This is a genomic window from Sphingomonas sp. VDB2 (assembly GCF_047946695.1).
GTDB classification, from domain to species: domain Bacteria; phylum Pseudomonadota; class Alphaproteobacteria; order Sphingomonadales; family Sphingomonadaceae; genus Sphingobium; species Sphingobium bisphenolicum.
In genome coordinates this window covers 47,285-72,176 of sequence record NZ_CP159617.1, presented here as the reverse complement: position 1 = coordinate 72,176, position 24,892 = coordinate 47,285, and the positions used below count along the sequence as shown (strand labels likewise).

General features: G+C 63.6%; 26 protein-coding genes and 2 pseudogenes. 1 reads left to right on the top strand and 27 read right to left on the bottom strand.

All coding sequences use genetic code 11. From position 1 onward, the window contains the following. Window position 1: 1 nt before the first annotated feature. From virB10 to ABT375_RS22555, 12 genes are all read right to left on the bottom strand, one after another. Window positions 2-1,231, bottom strand: a complete 1,230-nt coding sequence (gene virB10, locus ABT375_RS22610) for a type IV secretion system protein VirB10 (protein WP_416465943.1) — start codon at window positions 1,229-1,231, stop codon at window positions 2-4. 5 nt (window positions 1,232-1,236) lie between these two features. Continuing rightward, window positions 1,237-2,094, bottom strand: coding sequence for a P-type conjugative transfer protein VirB9 (virB9, locus tag ABT375_RS22605; RefSeq protein WP_416465942.1), 858 nt, complete (start codon window positions 2,092-2,094; stop codon window positions 1,237-1,239). Next, complete coding sequence (locus ABT375_RS22600; RefSeq protein ID WP_416465940.1) at window positions 2,091-2,780, bottom strand: virB8 family protein; 690 nt, start codon at window positions 2,778-2,780, stop codon at window positions 2,091-2,093. Before ABT375_RS22600 ends, virB9 begins: the two co-directional genes overlap by 4 nt. Before the next feature lie 328 nt (window positions 2,781-3,108). Further along, window positions 3,109-4,053: a type IV secretion system protein gene (locus tag ABT375_RS22595; protein ID WP_416465938.1), complete on the bottom strand. Its 945-nt coding sequence runs from the start codon at window positions 4,051-4,053 to the stop codon at window positions 3,109-3,111. A gap of 14 nt (window positions 4,054-4,067) precedes the next feature. Further along, on the bottom strand, window positions 4,068-4,274 hold the full coding sequence (locus tag ABT375_RS22590) for an EexN family lipoprotein (RefSeq protein WP_416465936.1): 207 nt from the start codon (window positions 4,272-4,274) through the stop codon (window positions 4,068-4,070). An 8-nt stretch (window positions 4,275-4,282) separates the two neighbouring features. Beyond that, on the bottom strand, window positions 4,283-4,999 hold the full coding sequence (locus ABT375_RS22585) for a type IV secretion system protein (protein WP_416465934.1): 717 nt from the start codon (window positions 4,997-4,999) through the stop codon (window positions 4,283-4,285). A 4-nt stretch (window positions 5,000-5,003) separates the two neighbouring features. Then, window positions 5,004-7,421, bottom strand: coding sequence for a VirB4 family type IV secretion/conjugal transfer ATPase (locus ABT375_RS22580; protein WP_416465932.1), 2,418 nt, complete (start codon window positions 7,419-7,421; stop codon window positions 5,004-5,006). Beyond that, window positions 7,414-7,749: a type IV secretion system protein VirB3 gene (locus tag ABT375_RS22575; RefSeq protein WP_149524010.1), complete on the bottom strand. Its 336-nt coding sequence runs from the start codon at window positions 7,747-7,749 to the stop codon at window positions 7,414-7,416. The genes ABT375_RS22580 and ABT375_RS22575 overlap by 8 nt, the downstream gene beginning before the upstream one ends. A 10-nt stretch (window positions 7,750-7,759) precedes the next feature. Continuing rightward, window positions 7,760-8,014 (bottom strand): TrbC/VirB2 family protein, encoded by a 255-nt coding sequence (locus tag ABT375_RS22570; RefSeq protein ID WP_231377898.1) that lies wholly within the window; start codon window positions 8,012-8,014, stop codon window positions 7,760-7,762. A gap of 83 nt (window positions 8,015-8,097) precedes the next feature. Next, entirely contained in the window at window positions 8,098-8,781 is a 684-nt protein-coding gene (locus tag ABT375_RS22565) for a lytic transglycosylase domain-containing protein (RefSeq protein ID WP_416465930.1), read from the bottom strand. Beyond that, window positions 8,778-9,140: a hypothetical protein gene (locus ABT375_RS22560; RefSeq protein WP_416465928.1), complete on the bottom strand. Its 363-nt coding sequence runs from the start codon at window positions 9,138-9,140 to the stop codon at window positions 8,778-8,780. The genes ABT375_RS22565 and ABT375_RS22560 overlap by 4 nt, the downstream gene beginning before the upstream one ends. A 240-nt stretch (window positions 9,141-9,380) precedes the next feature. Next, window positions 9,381-10,139 (bottom strand): autoinducer binding domain-containing protein, encoded by a 759-nt coding sequence (locus tag ABT375_RS22555; protein ID WP_416465926.1) that lies wholly within the window; start codon window positions 10,137-10,139, stop codon window positions 9,381-9,383. Between the two features lie 264 nt (window positions 10,140-10,403). Between ABT375_RS22555 and ABT375_RS22550 the strand changes: the two genes are divergently transcribed. Further along, window positions 10,404-10,970 (top strand): hypothetical protein, encoded by a 567-nt coding sequence (locus tag ABT375_RS22550; protein ID WP_416465924.1) that lies wholly within the window; start codon window positions 10,404-10,406, stop codon window positions 10,968-10,970. A 75-nt stretch (window positions 10,971-11,045) separates the two neighbouring features. On the opposite strand, the gene ABT375_RS22545 is transcribed toward ABT375_RS22550, so the two are convergent. From ABT375_RS22545 to ABT375_RS22475, 15 genes and pseudogenes are all read right to left on the bottom strand, one after another. Beyond that, a complete protein-coding gene (locus ABT375_RS22545; protein WP_416465922.1) occupies window positions 11,046-11,795 on the bottom strand; it encodes an HAD-IIB family hydrolase in 750 nt (249 codons plus the stop codon). Then, window positions 11,792-11,917: pseudogene (locus ABT375_RS22540) on the bottom strand (NAD(P)/FAD-dependent oxidoreductase); the annotation flags it as partial. The gene ABT375_RS22545 and the pseudogene ABT375_RS22540, both read right to left, overlap by 4 nt. A 38-nt stretch (window positions 11,918-11,955) precedes the next feature. Further along, window positions 11,956-12,030: pseudogene (locus ABT375_RS22535) on the bottom strand (hypothetical protein); the annotation flags it as partial. Next, window positions 12,027-14,537 carry a heavy metal translocating P-type ATPase gene (locus tag ABT375_RS22530; protein WP_416465920.1) on the bottom strand — a complete coding sequence of 837 codons (2,511 nt, stop codon included), beginning with the start codon at window positions 14,535-14,537 and terminating at the stop codon, window positions 12,027-12,029. The pseudogene ABT375_RS22535 and the gene ABT375_RS22530, both read right to left, overlap by 4 nt. Further along, complete coding sequence (locus tag ABT375_RS22525) at window positions 14,537-15,142, bottom strand: cation transporter (protein ID WP_416465918.1); 606 nt, start codon at window positions 15,140-15,142, stop codon at window positions 14,537-14,539. The genes ABT375_RS22530 and ABT375_RS22525 overlap by 1 nt, the downstream gene beginning before the upstream one ends. Then, a complete protein-coding gene (locus ABT375_RS22520) occupies window positions 15,139-15,822 on the bottom strand; it encodes a ZIP family metal transporter (RefSeq protein WP_416465916.1) in 684 nt (227 codons plus the stop codon). Before ABT375_RS22520 ends, ABT375_RS22525 begins: the two co-directional genes overlap by 4 nt. A gap of 31 nt (window positions 15,823-15,853) precedes the next feature. Further along, window positions 15,854-16,258: a hypothetical protein gene (locus ABT375_RS22515; RefSeq protein WP_416465914.1), complete on the bottom strand. Its 405-nt coding sequence runs from the start codon at window positions 16,256-16,258 to the stop codon at window positions 15,854-15,856. Then, window positions 16,255-16,668, bottom strand: a complete 414-nt coding sequence (locus tag ABT375_RS22510; protein WP_416465913.1) for a hypothetical protein — start codon at window positions 16,666-16,668, stop codon at window positions 16,255-16,257. The genes ABT375_RS22515 and ABT375_RS22510 overlap by 4 nt, the downstream gene beginning before the upstream one ends. Before the next feature lie 68 nt (window positions 16,669-16,736). After that, window positions 16,737-17,192, bottom strand: coding sequence for an MgtC/SapB family protein (locus tag ABT375_RS22505; protein WP_416466067.1), 456 nt, complete (start codon window positions 17,190-17,192; stop codon window positions 16,737-16,739). A 553-nt stretch (window positions 17,193-17,745) separates the two neighbouring features. Continuing rightward, window positions 17,746-18,048, bottom strand: a complete 303-nt coding sequence (locus ABT375_RS22500; protein WP_416465911.1) for a zf-TFIIB domain-containing protein — start codon at window positions 18,046-18,048, stop codon at window positions 17,746-17,748. 31 nt (window positions 18,049-18,079) lie between these two features. Then, a complete protein-coding gene (locus ABT375_RS22495; protein ID WP_416465909.1) occupies window positions 18,080-18,580 on the bottom strand; it encodes an SRPBCC family protein in 501 nt (166 codons plus the stop codon). A 155-nt stretch (window positions 18,581-18,735) separates the two neighbouring features. Then, complete coding sequence (locus ABT375_RS22490; RefSeq protein ID WP_416466066.1) at window positions 18,736-19,074, bottom strand: DUF190 domain-containing protein; 339 nt, start codon at window positions 19,072-19,074, stop codon at window positions 18,736-18,738. Further along, window positions 19,074-22,328 carry an efflux RND transporter permease subunit gene (locus tag ABT375_RS22485; RefSeq protein WP_416466054.1) on the bottom strand — a complete coding sequence of 1,085 codons (3,255 nt, stop codon included), beginning with the start codon at window positions 22,326-22,328 and terminating at the stop codon, window positions 19,074-19,076. Before ABT375_RS22485 ends, ABT375_RS22490 begins: the two co-directional genes overlap by 1 nt. Before the next feature lie 3 nt (window positions 22,329-22,331). Beyond that, window positions 22,332-23,495, bottom strand: coding sequence for an efflux RND transporter periplasmic adaptor subunit (locus ABT375_RS22480; RefSeq protein WP_416466064.1), 1,164 nt, complete (start codon window positions 23,493-23,495; stop codon window positions 22,332-22,334). Then, entirely contained in the window at window positions 23,495-24,853 is a 1,359-nt protein-coding gene (locus tag ABT375_RS22475; protein WP_416466052.1) for a TolC family protein, read from the bottom strand. The genes ABT375_RS22480 and ABT375_RS22475 overlap by 1 nt, the downstream gene beginning before the upstream one ends. Window positions 24,854-24,892: the final 39 nt, after the last annotated feature.

Sequence of the window (24,892 nt, the reverse complement as noted above, 5' to 3'; positions counted from 1 at the left end):
CTCAGCGCCGAAGCTCGAGATTGTAGACGTCGGCGAAGTTGAAGTCCTTGGCCACGAAGATCCCGACCTCCTCGCCCTGGTTCTTCTTCAGCACCGGTCGGATATTGATGCTATTCTGGAGTGCGATGCTCGCCCCCTCGCTCGGGGTCCGGGTCGTGTTATTGAAGTTGTTGCTGCCACCCGAAACGGACTGACCGGCGATATAAGCGGCGTCGTCGACCAGCGAGAGCAGCAACGCGCTACCGAAGCGCGCCCAGAAGAAGGTGTCCACGGACCCGGCGATGCCGGCGCGGCCAAGGGCGTCCGACCCCGGCGAAGCCAGGTCGATGCGCACGCCCTGCGGCGTGACGGCCCGTGTCCACAACACGAACAGGCGGTTCTGCCCTTGCTGGATGCCGCCATGATATTCGCCGAGGACTTTGGTGCCCTTCTCCATGAGCACGACACGGCCATTCTCCGAATAGACGTCGCGCGGAATCAGGCACGAGGTGTAACCGGGCTGCGCCGAATTCATCGCTGTCTGGAGGATGCACGGGATCAGCGTGCCGGCGGTGACGAGATAATTGCGGTTGGGCAGCATCGAGGCCCGTGCCTCGCCGACCGCCGAACTCTGTCGAAGCGCGTCGAGCGCATTGGGTGCGCCGCGGGCGGCCGTATCGTTTGCACCATCGGCGGCGGCGTCCGGACTGGCAGTGCCGCTACCTGCGCCACTTCCACCCGCCGATGGCTGTAGCGCATCGCGCCCTCCATAGGCGATCAATGTCGATCGTCGTGCCTGGTCGGCCAGGTTCTGGCGCGTATTCTGCGGCGCGCCCGCCGGCGCTGCGCCCGGTTGCATGGCAGGAACGATCTGTCCGTCAGGGCCAACGACCTGCGTGCCACCCGGAGGATTGATGACGGGTGCATTGGGATCTACGGCGAGCGCACCAAGCGGCTTGGGTTTCGCCGCGACGGCGTCATACGCGACGGTCTCGCGCGCTGCCAGATCTGGGCGTTTGGCCATCGACTCTGGTTTGCCCATCAGGCTGCCGGCATTGTTGGCGCTTGGCCCCGAGTTGACCCACAAGATGCCGAGAACCATCGCCGTTCCCGCGAAAATCAGGGCGGTATTCCGCTTTGCCGGTGTCATCCCACCGATCGGATCGATGCCGCGCTCGCGGATGATTTCGTCGCGTTCGGGTGTTGGATCGCCTTGCGGGCGACGAGGGGCCTCGGCCGCAGACTCGTCCATCGCGCTCACTCCTTCGGGTCTTGTATGGTGCGTTCGACATGCGGCGACGCTGTGTTGGTGCCGTGATCGACGCCGTAAGGTGTCGGCGCGAGATTATAGATGCACAGCACCTCCCGGTTCCGGCGCAGCCGCAGTTGAGCCGCCACGGCGTGGACGACTACGAACTCGTCCCGGACATCGAATGGGACCAACGTCTCCGAGCCGTCCGGGCGCACGAGATAAATCGCCGGGATTTCGTGGTTGCCGGGAAAACGCAGGACCGTGAACTGGCCGTTGTCGGAGATCTCCGACGGTTGAAGATCGCTCGCACCCTGGACCTTGTAGTTCAGATTGCGCGGTCCATCGATGACGCCGTGGTCAAGGGCTCCCCGAACGGCGCTCGCCTGCAATGCTGCGACGCGCTGTGCTTCTTGCGTCGCGCGCATGCGAGCGGCACGATCAGCTTCATCGCGCGGGTAGCGAAACCGAACCTGGAAGAATGTATCGCGGCTCCCGCTGCCGATCGGTCCTCGGCGCGCCGTCAGTTCGAAGGCGTAGTTGCGCAGCTCACCCCCGCGATTGGTCGTGACGATAAGGTTCGTCGGTCCCGCCCGCTCACGGGGTTTCAGGAACAGAATGTGACCGGCAACCGCCACTTCCCAGGAGACGGTGTCGCCGAGCGCGACATGTTCGATCGTCTCGTCGGCGCCGAGCACGACCTGGGTCGCCGTCCGGAATGTGCCGACGATCCGGTAGACCTGGGTCTCCTGATATTCGACGAACTTGACGCGTGAATCCGCCGGCCCGCCGCGCGGCGTGTCCTCCGCCAGCGCGGGTGTCGCTACAATGGCGAGAAGGCCCGCTATGGGAAGAAGGCGGTTCACCGCACCACCTCGGGGTCCGCGCGGTAATTCTCGACCTGGAACCCCAATGGGTTGCGATAGCGGTCGCCCTCCGCCATCGGCGCGTTCGTGTACCGGAAGGTGACGGTAGCGATCCAGTCGCTGCTCTGCGTATCGGTGTCGGTCTGCACTGTCCGCGTGAAGCGGACGTTGGCAACACGATCGTTGATGAAGGCGATATTGCGCACGCGGGCCTGCACGACCGCACCCTTGCCCCACACGACCTGTGGACTCGCGGCGTTGTTCGAGCTGAAAAACCGGCCCCAGCGTTGCTGCTCGCCTGGTTCGGACAGGATAGTGACGGCCCGGAAATTCTCTTCGGCCGCCGCCGGCAACCAGCTTTCCCGGGTCCGAACATATTGCGCGAGGAAGAATTTCGTGACCGCCTCGTCATAGCGCATCGGCTTCTGGGTAACGGTGGTCTGCACGTCAACGGCGCCCGTCGTCTGGTTGACCCGAATGATGTACGGCATGACAGTCTTCAGCGGCGCAAGGCCCGCGAGTGCGAAACCCTCCGCAGTCGCGGCGAGCAGGCCCAGGCCGGCCACCACCCAGGCGATGCGTTCGGACCGCAACGATTTGCGCTGACGGTCCTGATCCCAGGATCGGGCATGGCCGAAATAGAGTTCGGCGTCCTTGGCCGGCACGCCTTCGGTCTGATTCCGCATGATCAGCAACTTCCATAGGTGCTGGGAGCTGCTCGCGCCGATGTCTTCTCGGACAGGGGGACGGGCGGGGGCGGTGTGCCGCGATCAGCTGGTTGCTTGATCTGCGGCACGGGTGGTGGGGCAGGGGGCGCCACCACGGCGGGGATCGGCGAGCCCGGCAGAACGCTTCCGTAGATGTTGACGTCGCGCAGGTGCTTGCCATTGCAGACGGGCAGCTTCTTCGGCCCGGAAGCCCCTTGGGTGAGCGTCGGGAGCAGGGCGATGACGACTGCCGATCGTCGGAGCGCACGGACTATCGTGGACGGCCTCGTCATTGGGTGTTCCTTCCTCATGCGCGGCTGACCGAACCGCCGCGCTGAGCGGCCCGTTCGAGATTGCGACTGTTGCGAGCGATACGGCGTTGCTGGAACGGTGCCGCCATGGACCCCCACGCAGAGCCGGCGAAAGCGCCGATGCCGGCGGACGCGCCCCCGGCAATGCCGGTCGCGATCGAGGGGGCCTGGAAAAAGAAGATTGTGCCGAGGAAGATGTAGACTGCGAACAAGACCGCGCCGATCGTAACGTCCGGCGTCCCTTGGGCCGCTGTAAGCGCGGTGGCGCCGAGATCGGTGATGAGCGCGGTGATGGCGATGATCACCGCCATCAGGACGATGTAGTTAAACACTTGTCCGAGCCAACCGTAGAAGAAGCGCCGCGTGGTTTCGAACAGCGACAGTGCGATGAAAATCGGCCCGAGCGCGATCACGACAGCAAGCGCCACTTTCGCGAACACGGTTATCGCAAATCCGATTGCCGCGGAGAGACCTGCCAATCCGTAAATCGCGACTGCCAGCGTAAGCAGGACGAGCTTCCACGGGTTGATGTCCAGATAGGTCGCGGCCTCGGTCCTGATGATGAGAACGATGGAATCGACCTGGCCGAAATAATCGTCAAAAACCGCTCCAACGCTGGTGATGGTCTTGCCCGCAAGCGCTTGGGAGATGGCATCCGGCATCCCGTGGAAAAGCGGGTCCGTGATCCACTCGGAATAAGCGACCGTAGTAGCCGCGACATAGAGCAGGCACAGCTTCACCATCCGGTAGACGAGCTCGCCCCAGGGCTCGCTGACGATTCCGCGCATCACCATGTAGCCGAACAGGGCGATGTAGATGACTAGACCAAGCGCCAGCGGTCCCCGCACGACATCAATGACGTTGGTGAGACGCTCATTCAGGAAGAGATCGAGCTTACCGTCAATGTTGGTGTAGATATCCGCGAAGAGTGTGGACGCCATGGCCAATTCCCCGCTTATTTATGACCCAGCGAACGCTCGAGCTTGTCAGCGTTCTCCACGTCTTTTGCGTTGCTGCACTCCTGAGCATTGGTGTGGGAGCCGTCGGCGCACGCGGCGAGGATTTCAGCGCGCAGCTTGGGATCGGACTTCAGGTCCGCCTTGCCGACCGGCTGTCCGCAACCACTGAGGAGCATGGCCGTCAGAACGGGCAGAATCGCCACGCTCCCCTTCACGGCCGACTACTCAGGCTCTGCTGAAGCTTGGCGAGGCCGGTTTCGTCATCTCGCTGCGAACGCAGCCTCGCCTCGGCGGCCTGCCGCATCTGAAGCGCCTGGAGCTGGACCGCGTCGTTCTGGATGTGCGCATTCTCGACGCCAATCCGGGCCTGAATATCCATGACCTCTTTCGCGTCCGATGCGCTATCGAGGGAGGAGCGAAGCTCTTCGAGACCGGTGGTCCGCTGGGCGGTGACTCCGTACGCCGCTTCGGCGATCGCAGCGTCTCGGGCTGCCATTTCGCCATTTTTAGAGATGGAATCCCGGTTCGACCGTTCGAACGCGGTAGCACCGACCCGAAGCTCCGGCAGTTCAATGCGGTTGCTGCTACGAATGCGAGCGGCAGACGAACCCAGGCTCCCCAAGCCGGAAATGTCGGACGACATCAGCCGCTGGATGTCGCGCGCTTCGCTTGGGAGCAGGTGGCGAACGGCATCGGTGTTCAGGGACGAGGCAATCTGATTAACGTTCGTCAGCTTGTTGACGCTGTTGTAGAGCTCGGTTGCCTGCGAAATCTGCTGCTTTCCCTGTTCGATCATCGACAGGGTGTTCTTCACCGTCGAGAGCGTCTGCAGGAAGGTGCTGGAATCATAGACCGGGATGCCTTGCGCGAATGCCGGCATGGACATTGCCAGTCCGCTGACAATCGCGAGCGCTCGTAATGCTTTCATGACCTCATCCTTTCCTTCTGGTGGTGGCACGGCGGCGCTCGTGAAAGACGGGCAGCCAGTCGCTGGGATCGTCGCCATGTTCGCGGCGAACCTGATCGAGGATTCCCACGGTCTCCGTTGTGCCCGAGAGGATGGCCAGCTCGTCGGACAGCCCGCCGAGATCGAGTTCCACGACGATGGAATCGTGACCCTGCTTGACCAGAAAGCGGCGGCTTTCGGGGATCAGATCGTTTCTGATGAGTTTGAACTCGGCGCGGGTGAGGCCAAGCCCATCGATATAATCGACCTCCCGGCCATGCGGGTTGGGCAAGAGGATCTTGGTGGCGACCTGCTCCATGATGCTATGCGAGATGTCCGAGCGCAGCGCGTCGGCCGGGCTTTGCGTGCCGAAGACCAGAAAGGCATTCTGCTTCCGGTAGGTTTTCAGGCCATCCTGCGCGAAAGCGCGGAAGGCATCATCGCCCAGCGCTTTCCAGAACTCGTCGATGTCGATCACGAGGCGACGGCCATCGAGCAGGGCATCGATCCGGTGGAACATGTACATCATCAGCGGCGTGCGGATCTCGGGATTGTCGAGGAAATCCGTCATGTCGAAACCGATGAACCGGGCCTCGAGGGTCAACTCGTCCCGGTCATTGTCGAACACCCAGCCAAGCGCTCCGCCTCGTGACCATTTCTCAAGCCGCGCGCCAATCCCTTCCGGATCGCGCTGTCCGAGCAATTGACGAAGCGCGAGGATGGACCGTTCCTCCGGGGGAAGGCGCCCGATCGAGAGGATGCCCTCGTCGATCATCCGCTCCTGCGTGACGCCGAGCTGGACACCCAAGGGGGTCACCAGATGTCGGATCAGCCTGCCGAGGAAGACGATGTTGCCCGGAGTCTGCTCGAGCGCGCGGAGCGGAGCGAAGCCGGTCGGCACGCCGTTACGCAGCGCCAGATACGTGCCACCCGATGACCGCACGTAGATCTCGGCGCCTCGGTCCTTGTCGATGAAGATCTGCTGCGCGCCGGTTTTCTCGAGCTGCGCCATCAGGAAATTCTGGACGACCGTCTTGCCGCCGCCCGACGGGCCGATAATCAGCGTGTGGCCAAGATCGTTCACATGGAAGTTGAAATAGAAAGGGGACTGAGCCGCGGTCTTCATCAACGCGATCGCAGCGCCCCAATGGTTGCCCTCCGCCTTGCCGGCGGGGAAAGTGTGGAACGGCGAGAGCGCGGCAAAATTGCGTGACGTGATCGCCGCCGGCCGCGCACGCCACGCGAAGTTGCCCGGAAGCTGCGACCAGAAGGCAGCCTCCAGCGCCGGACCCTCCCGCGCGGCCACCAGACCCGCGTCGGCGAGCGCGGCCCGAGCGGTCGAGAGATTTTCGGCCAATCGCTTCTGGTTTTCACCGAAGACCGCGAGCGAGAAATGATGTTCGCCCAGGACAAAGCGATTGCTCTGCAGATCGTCGGCCGCGTCGGCCAGTTCAAGCGCCTGGCTTGCAGCGGCATCCTCGGTCGATGCCATCTGGTTCTGACGCCGTCGCAAGCGCTCGGAGGCCCGCGCCTTGCCCATGAACGCAAAGGACTGTGTGACGACGAACGCGAAATCCTGGCTGAGCAGCGCGTTCATCTGGCCGGGTCGCGTCATGGCCGGATATTCGCGGATGCCGAACAGACCAACGAAGCGGCTCGTATCATGCGCGCGCACCTCGACCGTCTCGCGGCCGAAGATCACGCGTTCCCCATAGATGGCGGAACCGAGATGCCCGCGGACCAGCGGCACCCTGCCGGCGCGGCCCATCATTACCAGCTCGAGCACCTCGAGCGGTTGGGAGAACATCAGGCCGTTATGCTCGTAGAGGTGCAGACGCCGAGGCCGGCAGCGTGCGAGGAGCTTCTCGATATCGCGCGCCTTATCCTCGAAGCGCGCGAGCTCATCCTCGTCCACCTCGGTCCCTTCCTTGCGTGCCGACGCCAGACGGCGAAGCAGCACGCCGGTGCGGTCGGCCGATCCCACGGACGGGCGCATGATCAGGGTGAGGTACAGTTCGTTGACAAACATCCGCTTGGCGGTGACGCGCGCACGATATTTTGCATCGAGGTCGGCCGCAAAAGCCGAGCGGAACTCGCCTTCGGGATAGTCCGTGATCGGCCGGCGAACGATGTGGGTCCAGATCGCGAGGCGGTCGTCGGCAATATTGCGCAGCGTACCGTTGAGCTTCTCGTGCCAGTCGTTGAGATGGACAGGGTCGGCGGTTTCGAACGCCATGCCTTCGAGCTTGAACATCATCATGAGGTCGCGCCCGTCGAGCGCGATGACGTTCTCGTCGATATGGCGCGCATAGGGCAGGTAACGCGCCGGGTCGGCCTCTTGTTTGAGGATCCGCCATGGCGTGCGGGCTGTCGCTCCGCTCAATGCGCTGGCCCGGCTAGCCACGTGCGAAGCCTGGGCGCTTCGCCCCGTCGATCGGCAGGGGAGAGTAGGAGCTGCCGCCCCACCAGCCGCGATTGCGGCAGCGCGCCTTGGTCGTCGTCCACAGCCACAACAGGCGAAATGCGTTGGCGTCGTGCCGGACAATAAGTCGAGCAATCGCCAGAAACGCACCGGCCAATGCGAAAGCGTAGAGCGGGTTGCCGGTGATGATAAGGGTCAGGCACGCTGCCAGCGCGATCGGCAGCGACGCCTCGATCGGTACGCCCAACCACATCGTTGGTCGGGTCACGGCCAAGAAGAGCGTTTCTTCCCTAAGCTTTTCGTCGTCCATCGGGGCGCACTCACGCGCCGCCGGTGATGGTATCGACGATCCACTGCGCGCTGAACACGATGAAGATACCGACGATGACCGTCACAAGGAGACCCAGGCTGGCACGGCCCGTGAAGAACATGAAGCCGACGATGACGACCGCGATTACCGCGATCGTCTTGGCAAATGTCCCGGTCAGCCAGGTCTTGATATTCTCGGCCATCGACGTGACGCCATCGGCAGCTTGGGCATGCGCGGGGTCACTCAGCAGCATCGAAACCAGCATTGCGGCGACGATCAGCGCCAGCGTCTGGACGAAAGCGCGACGACGTGGCGGGAGCCAGGTCGTTACGGTCGAAGCGGAAATTGTCATTCGGTCGGTCCTTCTCTCGATGGCGGTGTCCCGTCGCCAAACACCATCATCGAGGCGGTTTGGGCGCGCGCGGTGATGTCCCAGGACCGCGGTGCTTTCGCCGCCGCCTGCACAATGCGAGGCTCCTGGATTGGCGTTTCGGATGCGGGTCTTGGAAGGACGGGCTTGACCGAGCCTGCGACGGTTGGCGCTAATCCCCTGATCGCGGGAATGATGACCGCAGAGCTCGCATAGACTCTCGCCACATAGCCGTTGCCGAAGCCACGGGCCTTGCTTCCGGTATTGTACATCGAAAGAGCAACGGAGATCGCGCGATCGGACGAACCCTGGGTGCGCGCCGCGTCAAGGAAGTTGCTCGACAGGACCCGCGCTGCGGCGGCGAGATTGCGACAGGGATCGAATGTGTCCTCGACCGAGAGGCCTAGCCATCGAAGATTGGCGCTATTGATCTGCCCGAGGCCGAGGTCGATATTATAGCCCTTGGCGATCAACGACCGGGCGATCCGGGCGGCGGCGGCAGGCGTCGCGGGTATTTCGGGTCGGACGCCGCGGGCGTTAACGCCGATGGCCAACGTGTCGAACTTGCTTTCGGCATGCACGACGGAGACCAGTGTTTCCGGCGCGACCGAAGGCGCGCATTGTTGCGCGAGGGCGACGACACTGGCCAGTTGCAGGATCATTGTAATCCCATTTCGGCTGAGTCCGGAACCGGCGTCAGGCGCTCGATATTGGCCAGTGAAAAGGTTTGTTGCCGCCCATCGGCAAACGTCATCACGACACGGCGGCGGGTGGCGGAGTCGCGGTCGTAAACTCTCGTCTTCGCGACACCGCCGCCGCTACAGCCGGGAAAGGAGCCGCCGGTCGCCAGCTTTTGCCAAAGCTTGGTCATCGGGGGGATGCACGCGCCATATTGCGTCGCACCGCCCGGATTTGAGAGGCAAAGCAGAACCTGGCAGCCAAGGTCGTTGGCTCGCGCCGGAACCGTCAGGGCGGACATCACCACGAACGGCACGGCGAGGGCAAAGCGCAGGCGCTGCATCTGATTTCTCCGCTTTTCAGCGCCGCTGCATTAAAAATGCGCCGACCACTCTCCGTTGAAAATCACCTCTCTTTTGAACCCGGCGCGGCATTTTCGGGCAATCCCCCCACAAGGGGGGAGCGGACGAACAAAGGATGGCAAGGGCGTAGAAATGGAAGTCGGCGTTGATGGCCAACGACCCTAGGAGCCTCAAGTCAAAACGACCTGAAGTGCTGCTCGCTATTGTGAGAGGCGGCGCTACTAGACGAGCGCGTCGATGTTCAGATGTCCGTCTCGCACGGCGCGAAGCACGAGTTGGGTGCGACGACGCACGCCGTATCGCCGGCGCGCACCTTCGACATATTCATGAACAGTATCGCGGCTCAACCCCAGTATCTGTCCGATCTCCCAGTCGCTCTTGCCCTGTGCCACCAGATCAATGCAGTCGATCTGGCGCGGGCTGAGCGCTATCGGCACGTTCGCCAGTTCATCTGGACCGAGAAGGGTTCGAGCCTGGTCGAACGCAACGGTGCCAATCAATCGGGCGGAGAGAAGGTCCGGGCTTGAAATATTGTCATCGCCCTGACGCGCTATGGTGAACATCGCGTTGGGCTCGTCGTGCATCCTGATCGGCATGGTGAACCCAGATGCCAGTCCATGTGCGCGACCCCGTTCAAGGATCGACCGCTGGCGAGCATTGGGCGCGATATAATCGCCGATCTGATCCCAGGTGAGCCCGGAGACGGTTTTGACGCAAGCGGCGTGAACCGGATCCTCAAGATAGAGACGTGACTCCAGGATTTCCTCGATCCAACGCACCGGATAGGTGGTTATCAGCAGGGCTTTGCGGGTGGTCCGCTTCAAGTCGACATTGTGCACCAATGCGAACCAACGGAACCCGAACTGGCGCACAATCGCATCAAGCAAGGATTTGAGCTGATCGAGCGTTGTCGCCTGCCGGCATTCTGCTTCGAATGCGGTGATATCGCCCAAGCGGCCGGCATCTTCGAGACTGCTCATAGTGCGAACGATTCGCATTTTGCTTGCGGCTTCGTCCAGTCACCGCTCGGCGAAGCCATTGAAAAACAAGACCGGCTGCCTCCAGCACCCAACTCCCCGCAAGAAAAGCACAGGTCGTCTTTAACACGAGCCGGCCGATGCGATGATGAAAGGGCGCGCGTGACACTTTACCTTCGGGCAAAGTGTCACAGCCGACAAAATGATGAAAATCTGCGGCAAAGGGGATTCACTTCACCCCCTATATGTGCTTGATTCAATCCTGTTATGTTGCACGCTCCGATCATTGGCGACGGCCGCCCGCAACTGGATATGCCCTGCTTGCTGGAGATGCTTGCGCGGTCCTCGTCTCGACCGCGCTACGCTTTCATGGTGCTCAACCTCATTGCACAGGTTTCCCGATCCGATGGCAGCGCTGGGCCGTTAGTGGCCAAGGGCGGCGGCCTCATTCCCTTGCGTGACTGGCTTTGTGATGCGCTCACCCCGATGGGGCAGCGTGACCCCCGGCGCGTTGCCCTGGAAGAGCGGATACGCAGCGATCTGGCAATGTCAGGCGCATTGCCCGCCAACGTCGATCAGGCGACGGCAATCGTCGACGACGCCATCCGTGAACAAGTGCGGGCGTCGGGAAAAACGAATGTGAGCCGGGCAGTATCCGAACTGGTGCGCGCTGGCTTGCTCAAGCGGCACTATCAGGGCTATTGTGTTGATCATCACAATCGCGGTGCGCAGCGCCAAGCCGTCTATGTTCTGGCAGGGTGCGCGCGCGGTCTCATCGGCGGCCGACCAGAGCAGCCGCGAGCGGTTCCAAGGCAGGCAGAACTGGCGTTCTGATCGCCCCGGAACTGGCCAAGTTTAACATAACTATTATTATCAATCTTTGATTTCCCGGCCCTGTCAATTCGGCTCTCAGCGCTTCAGGCAGGCAATGATCGCCGAAACGACGGCCGCAGTTTCGGCAATGTCGCGGACCTTCACCGTATCCACGCCGATTTCCGCAGCGGGATAGTCGTTGCCACCAGGGTAAATCGCATCGCCGAGGAAGAGCATGCCCGCCAGCGGCACGCCGCTTTCCTTGCTCAGGCGCTTCAGCCCATAGCCCTTGTCGACGCCGGCACGGGTGACATCGATTGACGTGGTGCCGCCCAGGTTGATCGAAAGGCCGGGCAGCGCCGCCCGTAGCGACTTCTGAATCTCGGTCCGCTTCGCGCGATCGGGGTCCCATCCCTCTTTTGCTTCCAGTGGCGCGTCCTGCCCGAGGCCGGAAAAGGTAATCTGGCTGCCCCTATCCTCGATCCGTTCTCCCCAAATGCGCTCGTCGGTAAGCCCGGCTTCCGACAGCGCATGTTCGAAGGCTGCGCTAATGCTCGCCTTCTCCGCGGCGTCGAACAGCTCAGCATAGATCGCGCGCCACGCACCATCGACGAAGCGATAGAGCTTCGTGCCAGTGGTCGGCATCAGCCAAAGCCGCTCGCGCGCGGCGTCAGCCGGCAAGCGCGAGGCGACCTGCCGGTCGAATTGCGGCCAGTCCCCGCCCGAGATCACCGCGACATCGACCACGGCCAGTAGGCGGGCGAGCGTCGCCGCAATCTCGGCCGACAAGGGCCGCTTGCTCTCCGCAAGCGTCCCGTCGAGGTCAAATACGATCAGCCATTTCAAGACGCGGTGCCCTCCCCGTCGCGGTTGCGGAGATCATTGTGGAGGGCGGTCGCGGCGATCGCCGCATGGCCCATCGCGACGCTGATCTGATCGAGCGACATGACGATATCGCCCGCCGCATATGCCCTTCGTCGACCACGACGACGCGGCGGTGATAACGCGCAAGGTAGATCGCCGCCGTGAGGCCCCCGGGGCCGCCGCCGACAATCAGCGCGTCGTAGCGGTCCGCCGTCATGCCGCTTGCGTCGCCGGATCGTGGTAGGCGAGCAGCCGCAGCGCATTGAACACGACCAGCAGCGTCGAGCCTTCGTGCATCGCGACTGCCGGGCCGATGCCCAGGCCCAAGATCGTCGCGGGCACGAGGAACGCCACGACGCCGAGGCTGACGAACACATTCTGCCGGATGATGCCGCGGGTGTGGCGGCTCAGACCCACCGCGAACGGCAGGTGCGCGAGATCGTCGGCCATCAGCGCGACGTCGGCCGTTTCCAGCGCCACGTCCGAGCCCGCAGCGCCCATCGCGATGCCGACCGTGGCGCTCGCCATCGCCGGCGCGTCGTTGACGCCATCCCCAACCATCGCAACCTTGTCTTCGCCGGCGAGCTTCTTGATCGAGGCAACTTTATCCTCCGGCATCAGGTCGCCCCATGCCTCGTCGAGCCCGACATCCTTGGCGATGGCGTCGGCCACCTTCTGGTGGTCGCCCGAGATCATAATCATCCGGGTGATGCCCATCTCGCGCAGCCGCTTGAGCGCAACCTTTGCCGCCTCGCGCGGCGTATCCATCAGCCCGATCGCGCCGATGTCCTTATCGCCCTTGCGGACGACCATCGTGGTGCGCCCGCTCTCGCGCAGGGATGCGATGGCGTCTGTCGCGGCCGCGTTCAGCGTCGGGATACCCTCCTTGCCGAACATCTCAGCCTTGCCGATCCACACCGTCTCGCCATCAACGGTTGCTGTAACGCCGCGTCCCGTCAAACTCTTGAGATCGGTCGCGGTCGGCAGCTCGCGCCCGCCCAGGCGTTCGCGACCATCCTTCACGATAGCCTGCGCCAGCGGATGATCGCTCAAGCCCTCAACCGCGACGGCGAGTGCCAACAGATCCTCTTCGCTCGCCCCCTCGACGGGGACGACATCCGTGATGCGGGGCCGGCCTTCCGTCAGCGTCCCCGTCTTGTCGAACGCGATGGCTTTGAGGGAGCCGAGATTTTCCAGCGGCGCGCCGCCCTTTACCAGCACGCCGCCGCGTGCCGCCCGCGCAACCCCGGACAGGACCGCGCTTGGGGTGGCGATCGCCAGCGCGCACGGGCTGGCGGCAACGAGCACCGCCATCGCGCGATAGAAGCTGTCGCGGAACGGCTCGTCGATCACAACCCACGCGAACAGCAGGATGAACGAGAGTGCCAGGACCGCCGGCACGAAGACGCGCTCGAACCGATCGGTGAACCGCTGCGTGGGCGACTTCTGCGTCTCCGCTTCGCTCACCATCTTCACGACCTTGGCGAGCGCGCTTTCGTTCGAACGCCGTGTCACCTCAATCTCGATCGCGGCCCCGCCGTTGATCGTGCCGGCGAACACCCGCGACGTCGCCTCGACCGCATCGGGCTTCGCGCGCGCCGCCTCGACATCGGCAACCGGTTCCTTGTCGACCGGGATGCTCTCGCCGGTGACGGGGGCCTGGTTGATCGCGCTAGACCCCTTGATGACGAAGCCGTCGGCGGGCAGGCGTTCATTCGGACGAACGATCACAACGTCGCCGACCACCAGCTCCTCGACCGGAATCTCCGTCGTCTGTCCGTCGCGGCGCACCGTCGCCTTGTCGGGCGCGAGCTCAGCCAGCGCCTCGATCGCGCGCTTGGCGCGACCCATCGCATAATGCTCGAGCGCATGGCCGAGGCTGAACAGGAACAGCAGCAGCGCGCCTTCAGCAAATGCACCGAGCGCCGCGGCGCCGGCGGCAGCGACGAGCATCAAGGTATCGATCTCGAATTTCTTGAGCTTCAGGTTGTCGATCGCCTCGCGCAGCGTGAAGAAGCCGCCGAACACGTAGGCGCCGACATAGAAGGCGGTCGGAAGCCAGTCGGGGGCGCCCGCAACCAGCTTCTCGATGGCGAATCCCACTGCCAGCAGCGCGCCGCAGGCGAGCGCGAAGATCAGCTCGGTATTGGGGCCGAGGAAATTGGCGTGGGCGTGATCGTGGCCATCGCCCGGTCCGTGCTTTTCCGCGCCTTCGGCATGGCCGCCAGGCCCGTGATCGTGCCCGGCATGGTCGTCGGCATGATCGGAGCCGGTCCGCTTCCCCGGCTTGACCTTGAGCTTGCCCAGCGCCGCAACGATCGCAGCCTCGTCGACGCGCTCCCTGTCATATTCGACGCGGACACTGCCGGAGGCGCTGGCGTCGGCCTGCAACACGCCGGGCATCTGGCACAGGGTCTCGCCGACGGTGCGGGCGCGGCGTTCGTGCCCGATGCCCTCGACCTGCCATGTCGCATGGCCGTATCGCCCGCTGATATCGGCGCCCGCCGCCCGCACCATCTCGCGCACACGCGGTAGCGGCAGCGCAGCCCCGTCGAAATGGATGCAGAGCTTCGCCGGCGTGGTGCCATCGGCAGGCAGGACATGCGCGCGCTCGACGCCGGGCTTGGCGCTGAGCGTCGAGACGAGACGCCCGACACAGGCATCGGCCGCGTCGGGGACCTCCGGCAGCAGGACGGGAATATCGAGTTCGAGCTTTTCGGTCATCAGGCCGTCTCCGCATTGGTCTTGGTTTCTGCCCGCGCATCGCGCAGGATTTCGATGCCGCCCTTGATCGCGATAAGAGCGGTAGCCAGGCCCACCAGCAGATCGGGCCAATTCGTCCCCAGCCAAAGCACCAGCGCGCCCGCGATCAGGATGCCGCCGTTGGAGATGAAATCGTTGAAACTGAACGTGGTCGCGGCACGCAGGTTCACATCGGGCTGCTTGAGCTTCTGGAGCAGTAGCAGACAGACATAGTTCACGACGCCGGCGATTGCCGACATCACCATCATCGTGGGACCGATCGGCGCGCTGCCCTGGATATAGCGGCGGCCGACGTCGATCAGGATGCCGACGGCGAAGATCAGCAGCATGACGCCCGACACGGTTGCAGCCCGTGTCTTCCATGTGCGCCCGTGGCTCAGCGCGACGAGGCTCAGCCCATAGACCGCCGTGTCGGAGAGGTTATCGACGCCATTGGCGATGAGCGCGCTGGAATCGCCAATCAGGCCCGTCACGAAGAAGCCGGCGGCGATCGCCGCGTTGAGCAGCAGCACGATCCAGAGCGTGCGCCGCTCGGCCGAGACCTTTCCGTCCAGGGGAGCCGTCATGTCATGATTTCCTCGATCAGCAGGAGGACGAGGAAGCCGACAAAGAACATTGCGCTGATAAGCGGCGAGTCCGGTTTCTCGTGCGCTTCGACCAGCAGCTCTTCGGTGACGAGATAGAGCAGCGCCATCAGGCCGAAGCTCAGGAAGCCGGTGATCCATATCGGCGGCAGCAAGGCCACCGGCTGCGCGATCAGCGCGCCGATCGGCACCAGCACCGCTAGCGCGCAGGTCAGGCCGATCGCTTTGACCTTGCGATACCGACCTGCCAGATCATTGGTGAGGGTCAGGGCCAGGAACAACACTTCGAGCGTGAGCGCGACGGCCAACAGCGTGCCCGCCTTCTCGCCGGCAATGAAGGCGAGGCCGAGAACTAGGCCATCTATCGCCAGATCGAGCCCGATCGCGGCGAGAAGCGCGACAGGTCCCTCAAACCGGCTTTCAGCCGCTTTCAGGCCGAGCATCACGGCGACGCCCAGCGCCCCGCCGATCAGCGTCGCGGTCGGAGAACCGCCGTGCATCACCAGCGGCAGGATCTCCGTCGCAGCGGCGGCGAACACCACGCCGGCCGCGAGATGCTGCATGGCCGCGACCAGCTTTTCACCAGGCGTGCGCCATCCGGCGACCAGCGCGCCGATCATGATCGCGATCATGGGGATCAGGGCGAATTTGAGCGCTGCCATCGTCAGCGCCCCCCTGTGCCGGGAGAGTTGGTCACAAGCTCGTTGCCTTCCTGCACAGAACCGGACGCTTGTCCGCTCCCTCGATTTTGATGTCGTTGCCCGCGAAGGTCGCGCTCATCGTGTCGCCGACATATTGCAGCCCGGGTGCCGGCGCGGTCAGGACGATCGGCGCCGCGTTCGCATCGCGGCGCAGCTCGAGCGCCAGGCCCTCATTCTTGAAGTCGACAAGGAGCGGGCGATTGTCGTCGCACCGATAGGGGTGACGTCCGGGGGTTCCACTTCCGTCCCCGCTGTCGCTCGCGTGGATTTCCTGTTCGGTCGGCGGTGCCTTACGAGGCTGTTCGGTACAGCCCGATAACGCCAGCACGGCGCTGATGCTCGCGATCCCAATCCGCAATGGCGTCATGCGTGCCTCCGGGAAAATCATGATACTCATCCAAGCCATTGCGCAGCTCCGACGACGACGGCGATCATGACCATGACGCCCACGAGCAACAGCTTTTCCTGCCGCGGATCGGCGACGTTGCGGATGCGCGTTGCGACCTGCCAGGCAGGGCGCATCTGGACACGCCAAGACCCGGACGCGATCCGGTCCAATTCGGTATCCGAAAGCTGGAAAAACGACCTCACGTCGCCCCGAGAGCGTCCCGTGAGACCCGTCACCCGAAAAACCGGGTCGGCAAACGCCAGGTCAAAGGCATTTGGTTTGCCTGCCATCGGTGCGACGTCGTCGCCCGATGCCCATGACGGACGTAGAAGCGTGATAAGCTGATTTGGGTCTCGTTCGAGCAAAGAAGCCCAGCGTACCAAGCGCGAACGACGGTCGTCGTTCGAAAGCGCAGTCATGGGCCTTGAATGTCCACCGCTTTTTGGCCGGCGGCATTTCACAAGCGAACTTGAGAGACGATTGCGCTTCATTGCCGGTCAGCCGGCTCGAGGTAATCTTGGGAGGCGCGCTTTAGCGGATGGGAAAAGTGCAATGTCAGGAAGGTCGTCAGACTGAGAACCACCGCGATGTCATAGAGACCGTAGCCGACAGCGGCGCCCAGTGCGCCGGTCGACCACAGGCTTGCAGCGGTCGCGGTCCCTGACGCTTTCCCGCGATACTTCAATATGGCGCCGCCGCCGATGAAGCCGACGCCGGTGATCAATCCTTCGAGCAGGCGTGCTTGGGCAGGAGACGTGCGTCCGAGAATGGCGATGCCGACGAGCACGAACCCGCAACTGGCGATGGCGACCAGCGGGAAAGTGCGAATGCCAGCGCTGCGTTCGTCTTTCTCCCGGTCCCAGCCAACCGGAAGCGCAAGCGCATAGGCCAGCGCGAGACTGACGACATGGGAAAGAGTCTCTCCCCAATATGGCAGCGTCATCATTCGGCCGAACCTTTGCCTTGGCCGCCTGCCACACTGTCCGCTGCATCTTGATAAGCGAGCACCCTCTTGCAGGCCAGCGCGCGCGCACCGGGGCGCTTGAGTGTGATCTGGTCGCCGCCTGAGATCGACACGTTGAGGTTCCGACCGACATAGGTCCGCCCGCTTGCCGGCGATGTTACGCGTTCCGGAGCGGCGTTCGGTCGGGTCTTGATGTCGAGGGTCAGGCCATCGCCGAGGAAGTCGACATCGAGGCGTGAACCATCAGGACAGGCATAGAAATGCTCGCCGATAAAGTTGGGCAGCTCGCGATCACGCGACGCTTCAGCCTCGCTCTTGTTAGTGGCTGGCGAGCAGCCGAGCAGGCCCGGCGCTAGAGCAAGCCCGGTTGCGAGTATGATCCTCCGAACCGGGCCGCTCCCAAGGCACCGAGCCGCTATTTCCCCGACTTTCCATAATCTGTCGCCATGGGCGCAGGGGGCACGCCCATGGCGCGGGCCGTTCTCACACGGACTTCCGAAGGACTCGTTGTGTGGCGGCCGATCCATAGCAGTCAGTCGAACAATTCGCTCAGGAAGCCCTTGCGGCGACCCTTATGCCCCCGCTCGTAGCCGTGCTTTCCGCCATGATCGCCATGGCCGCGATCATCGGATATTCCGAGGCGAACGCCGCTCAACGGCCGCGCGCTGTCATCGCCGGCGCTGCGCTCGATAATCTTGTCGAGTTCGCCGCGATCGAGCCAGACGCCACGACACTGCGGGCAATAGTCGATCTCAATGCCCTGCCGCTCGCTCATGACGAGATCGACGCGGCACGTCGGGCATAGCAGCCCTGCGGAGGGACGGTTGTCTACCATGATGGATTCCCTTCTTTAGAATGCTGGCCCGTTAGTCGTTCGCGGCACCGCGAGGCGGCGGTGGTTTGATGGGGCGCCGATGATGCCGCATGGACCGCCCTGGCAGTCGCGATTGCCGGCGCAGGAGGGCGAGAAACGCCGCATCCTGCACCCGCATTGTCCGTCGCAGACCCTTGCGCATCATGCGGCCGGCCAGGCCGCCGATAATGCCACGACATTCGACCGAATGGTGAATGCAGACACCGTTCGCGATCGGCTCGATCTCGTAGCGTTCGTCGAAGGTGAGGAAGCCCTTTACGCCCATCTGCCACCCGATGAGCTGGGGCTTGGTCAGGCGGTTGATGACCATTTGCGTCGTCATCTTCCGGTCGCCTTTGAAGAGCAGCCAAGTGACGTCCATTTCGGCACCGCGTTCGGCATCGCCCGCGATGCGATAGATCGGGTGCCATCGCGCGAAGCCCCTCAGATCGGAAATCAGCGACCAAACCCGCAGCGCGGACATATTGAACTCGAAACTTGTCTCTTCCTTCATGGCTGCCTGTCCTGTCCGGCCAAGGCGCGGCGAAACCGGAGGCCGCGCAGAGGTGGCCCCCTCCCCGATTGGACGGGGGATTGATGGGAGCTGGTGGGGCGTCGAGGGCTTGCATGGCGCAAGCCCTCTTGCTTGCCGGGCCGCGGTTCATCGTCTTAGGCGTCCAGCGTCTTGCTGGCCTTGCCACCAATGACCTCGACCGCCTCAAGCGTCATTAGCCCGATGTCGGGGACATCGCTCAGGGCAGACACGAACGCGCGCAAAGCATCCTCGAAATCGACGATTTCGATCACCACTGCCCGATCACTCTCAAGCACATGGCGTCGGTGGACGTGCGCCGATGCCCCGAAGCCTATCAGCGCCTCAAGCACCGTCAGGCCCGCCATCTTACGATCACGCGCCAGCGAGGCGACATATTCGAAGACCTTGCGATCGCCGATATAGGCCGCTTCATCCGTGTAGATGCGCAGCAGTTTCCGGACCGGTTCTCCCATCATGCTTCTCCTTTCAGGGGGGCGGGTTCCTCGCCATGCGGCGTGTTCGCCTCTTGCTCATTTTGACGATCGGTCCGCCCGAGGATCACCTTCGCGATCGCCGGCAGCACCAGCAGTGTCAGGATGGTGGCGGCCACGAGACCACCGATCACGGTGACGGCAAGCGGCTTCTGCACCTCGGCACCGGTGCCATGCGCGAGCGCCATCGGCACGAAGCCGATCGCGGGCACGAACCCGGTCATGATGACCGCCCGCATCTTTTCCGCCATGCCATGGCGGATCGCCTCCGCCACTGGCAGTCCCGCTTCGATGCGTTCCCGGATCGCGGACATCACCACGAGGCCGTTCAGCACCGCCACGCCGGCAAGACAGATGAATCCGACCGCCGCCGACACCGAAAAGTTGATACCGGTCAGCAGCAGGGTAAACACGCCGCCCGCCAGACCAAGTGGCACCGCCAAAAACACCGATGCTGCCCTGCCGAAGCCGCCGAGTGCCATGTAGAGCAGCCCGAAGATGACCAGGAAGCACAGTGGCACCACGATCGATAGGCGCTTCGATGCCGCGGCCAAATTCTCGAACTGACCGCCCCATTCGAGGTAGTAACCGGCAGGCAACTTGACCTGTGCGATCTTTGCCTGCGCTTCCTGGACGAATGAACCCGCATCGCGGCCGCCGAGATTGACCTGGACGACCACGCGACGCTTGCCGTTCTCCCGGCTGATCTGGTTCAGACCTTCCGTCAGCCGGATTTGCGCCACTTGCGCAAGCGGCACCTGAGCACGCGGCCGTCCCGCGACTTCCGGCAGCAGCACCGGCAGCGTCCGGATTTCGTCAAGGTTCGCGCGCGTGGCCTCAGGCACGCGCACGGTGACATCGAACCGCCGATCGCCCTCATAGACGAGCCCCGATTCACGGCCGCCGAGCCCTGCCGCAACCGTGTCCGCGACGTCGCGCACCGTAAGACCCAACCGCGCTATCGCCGCGCGGTCGAGCCTTACATCAAGCGCCGGCGCACCACCGACCTGCTCGGCCTTGACGCTCGCCGCACCGGGTACGGTCTGAAGCACCCGCACCATCTCGTTGGCGGTCAGCGCCATTTTGTCGAGATCGTCGCCGTAGAGCTTGATCGCGACATCGCCGCGGACACCGGCGATTAGTTCGTTGAAGCGGAGCTGGATCGGCTGGCTGACCTCGTAGAGATTTCCGAGGAGCCCTTTGGTCGCTTTCTCAATCTTCGCGACCACGTCGGCTTTAGTCGTACCCTCGGCCCACTCTTCCTTCTCCTTCAGAATGACGAAGCCGTCGGATACGTTCGGCGGCATTGGGTCGCTGGCTACTTCCGCCGTGCCGGTCTTGGAAAACATCAAGGCGACTTCCGGAATCTTTATCACCGCCTCTTCGACCTTGCGTTCCATTGCCAGCGACTGATCGAGGCTGACCGAGGGCACGCGAGTCGATGCGAAGGCGAGATTCTTCTCGTCGAGCTGCGGAATGAACTCCGATCCCAGTAAGCCAAATGCGGGAATTGCCGCCAAAAAGAAGGCTAACCCCCCCAGGATGAACGGCCACGGGCGTGCGATCGCCTTGTCCAGCAAAGGCAGGTAGCGGTCCTTGGACTTCCGGATCAACCACACGTCCTTTTCCGCGACTTTTCCGCGAATCATGATCGCCACCAGCGCCGGCACCAGCGTGATCGCCAGAACGAAAGCCGCCACCAGCGCGAGCATGATGGTGATCGCCATCGGCGAGAACGTCTTGCCCTCGGTGCCCGTGAACGTCAGGAGCGGGGCGAAGGCGAGGAGGATGATCGCCTGACCATATACGGTCGGCTTGATCATCTCCTGCGCGGCCCGCATCGTCTCCTCGAGCCGTTCTCGCAGAGAAAGCAGCCGGCCTTCATGTTCCTGTCGATGCGCCAATCTGGCGAGGCAGTTTTCGATAATGATGACCGCGCCGTCGACGATCAAACCGAAGTCGAGCGCGCCCAGGCTCATCAGGTTTCCGGGGACTTTGAAGGCGTTCATCCCCATCGCCATCATCAGAAACGAGAACGGAATCACCAGTGTCGCGATAATCGCCGCGCGCCAATTGCCGAGCAGCAGAAACAACGACGCCGCAACGAGGATTGCGCCTTCGGTGAGGTTGCGCTGCACCGTAGCCACCGTGGCCCCAACCAACGCCGCGCGGTTCAGCACAACCTTCACCTCGATACCCGGCGGCAGCGTCTTTGCTACCTGATCGAGCTTGGCAGTTGCCGACTCAGCTACGACGCGGCTGTTCTGGCCGATCAACATCAGCACAGTGCCAATGACCGCTTCCCGGCCGTTCATGCTGCCGGCACCCGTCCGCAAATCGCCACCAACGCGAACGTTCGCGATCTGGCCGATGGTAATTGGCGTTCCGCCTCGTGTCGCCGCGACCGCGTTGCGGATTTCATCAACGGTTCGCACGCGTGAGTCGACGCGCACGAGATAGGCTTCGCCGCCGCGGTTATAGTAATTCGCACCGACCGCAAGATTGGCGTTTTCGAGAGCCTGGCCGAGCTCACTGTACGAGACACCGAAATTGGCGAGCTTGGTCGGATCCGGCTCGACCACGAAGGTCTTGGCATAGCCGCCAATCGAATCGACCCCGGCAATGCCTTTAACCGACCGCAGTTGAGGTCCGATAATCCAATCCTGAACGGTGCGCAGGTAGCTCGCTTTGGCCACCGCATCGGTCAGCCGCTCTCCTTCGGGTGTCAGATAGCTGCCGTCAGGCTGCCAGCCGGGTTGGCCGGCGACTTTTTTGGCGCCCTTCCCGTCCGGATTGGCATAATCAACCGTGTACATGACGATTTCGCCTAGGCCGGTCGACACCGGTCCAACCTGCGGCTGCACGCCGTCGGGCAGGTTTTCTGTCGCCTGGCGCAGCCGTTCACCAACCTGCTGACGCGCAAAATAGAGATCGGTATCGTCAGTGAAGATCGCGCTGACCTGGCTGAAGCCGTTACGCGAGATAGAGCGCGTCGTTTCCAGGCCGGGGATGCCGGCGAGCGCGATTTCAACCGGGTAGGTTACGAGTTTCTCAATCTCGACCGGCGAGAGCCGCGGGTCGACCGTGTTGATCTGAACCTGTTTGGTGGTGATATCGGGCACCGCGTCGATCGGCAGCTTGGAGAGCTGCCACACGCCGAGACCGGCGATGACGAGGAACAAGGCAAGGACCGTCCAGCGGGCGCGGACGGAGAGCGCCATAAGGTTGGCTATCATGGTTTATTCTTCCTCGCCCGCGCCCTTGCCGAGTTCGGCCTTGAGCAGGAATGCGTTCTTGGTTGCGACCTGGCTGCCGCCAACGAGACCCTTCAGGATCTCGACGCGACCGCTGCTACGCTGCCCGATCGTGACATTCTGAGCGCGGAAGCCCTGCGCGGTCCGCACGAACACGATGTCGCGCCCTTCGAGCGTCTGGACCGCATCCTCCGGCACCACGATCGCATTGGACGTGCCGCCACGGCTCGGCAGCAATCGCACCCGAACCGCGAGACCCGGCTGAAGCGTGCCGGGCACATCGAGGACGGCGGTCGCTGAGCGCGTGTCGTTGGCAAGTCCTGGCGTGACAGCACGCACCTTTGCCTCGACTGTCCGCCCGTCAGGCAGCTCGATGATCGCTCGATCTCCTGGCGAGAGCCGTTGCGCGTCAGTCGGTCCGACCGAAGCCTCTATCTGTATCTTCGACGCATCCGCGACGCGCATCAGCTCGGTCTCGGGCTGGACGAACGCGCCTAGGCTGACGTTCTCCGAAGTGACACGGCCTGAAATCGGGCTCGACACCAGCACACCGCGACCGTCCGATGTCACCCGTGCGGCCCCTGCAGCCACACTGGCGCGGCGCGCTTCTGCGGCGGCCGATGCGGCTTCCGCCTCGGCCTGTTCCAGCTCGACCCGCGCCGAGACCTTTTGGCGGAACAGATATTGCTCACGGGCGAGCGCCTTTTGCGCCAGCGTCGACTTGGCAGCCGCGGCGGTGCGATCGGCGGCAAATTGCGCCGCATCCCGGCTCTCGACGACGGCGAGCGTTTCACCGGCACGCACCGGATCACCGAGCCGTTTCAGCAGCCGTGTGACCGCGCCGGCGGCGCGGGCGGTCACGATCGCTTCGCCCTGTGGTGACGCGCTGACCGTCGCCTGCGCGACGATCTCCGCGCCGAGTCCACCCGGGTTGATCGTCTCGGTGGCAATACCGGCTTGCTGGACCGCCTGCGGAGTCATCGCCACCGTATCAGGGGCCTTTTCCTCCTTCTCAGGGGCAGCGGCGTTCCCGCTTGCCGCTTCGGTCGCGGCAGGTTCATTCCCAGTCCAGCGTGCGATCCCGTAACCACCAAGTGCGGCGACAATCGCGACGGCGGCGCCGCCGCCTAGCAGGCGCTTATCCATCATCATCGATCATCTCCGGAAATCGTGGGGGCCGGCGTCGTGAGCCGGTCGAGCCGAGCCTGCGCGTCGTGATACGCAGCGAGTGCATCGACGTAGGTCTGGCGGGTTTGCGAAAGGGTGCGCTCGGCATCGAGAAGCGCGATCTGGTCAAACTTGCCCTGACTCCAACCGATCCGGGCGATGCGGGCGGCTTCCTGGGCCGCAGCGAGGCCAGGACCACCTGCCGCCCGCGCTGTCGCGGCAGCATTCGCCACCTCGGTCTGCGCACTGGCAATCTGTTGACGCGTATCGACCACCGCGAGGTTGCGCAGCGCGATGGCCTGCGTCTGTTCGGACCGCGATTGCGCCACAAAGGCGCTCCCGTTGTTGAAAAACGGGATCGGAATCGAGATACCGACCACAGCCGCTGTATCGTTAGTCGCCTCCAACCGGCGAGCGAAGGTGCTGACGGTCAGATCGGGCATCCGCAGCGATCTCGCAACCCGGACCTGCGCATCTGCGGTACGAACGTCGGCTTCCGCAGCAGCCAGCGCCAACGTGCCTTCGACGTCGATGGGTCGGGGCGGTCCGTAGCCATCGATTCGCTCGAACCATCCGCGATCAAGCGGTCCCGTCACCTGCACAGCAAGCAACGTCTCAAGATTGGCACGCGCCGCCTGTGCCTGACGGGCGGCACTGTCGGCCGCGACTTGCGCATTGATGCGCAGCACGTCTGCCCGTTGTTGCTCGATCGGGCCGACGTCGCCGGCCTTGACGCGTTCGCTAGAGACGCGGAACGCGTTGTTGGCGATCCCAGCCTGCTCGCTCAGCACCTCTGCCCGACGCTCGGCAGCAGCGGCTTCGATATAAAGCTGCGTAATCCGCAAGCGGAGATCCGCTCTCGCGATTTCAGCCTGGACCTGCGCGCGAGTTAGGCGAGCGGTTGCAAGCGCGACACGCGCCGGCCGCTTGCCACCCAGCTCTAGCGGGAGCGCAACACCGACCGTCGTTTCGGAACTCCGCAGCCCCTTGTAGACGCCGGTGCCAGCGACGTTCTCGACCTGAGCCTGAAGCTCGGGGTTGGGGCGCAGGCCGGCAACACGCCGTGCCGCTGTCGCGGCGCCGACGCCGGCCGTCGCCGCCGCGACCGATGGAAGCGGGGCTGGATTATTACCCTCAGGTCCCGATGCCGCGCCATTACGGGCGGCGGCCGACGGGGCTGATGGCATACCGCCCGCAGCAAGCGCATTCTCAAGCGAGAACGCGTCTGCCGCTTGTGACGAAGGGTTCGCCGCCGGAATGCCGGGCGGCAATGCTGTCTGCGCCCCGGCCGTACTGGCCAAGGTCGCCGCGACCATAACGGCCGCGATTGTACGATACATAGATGATGACTCCTGACGAACCGGATTCGCCCCGCGCGG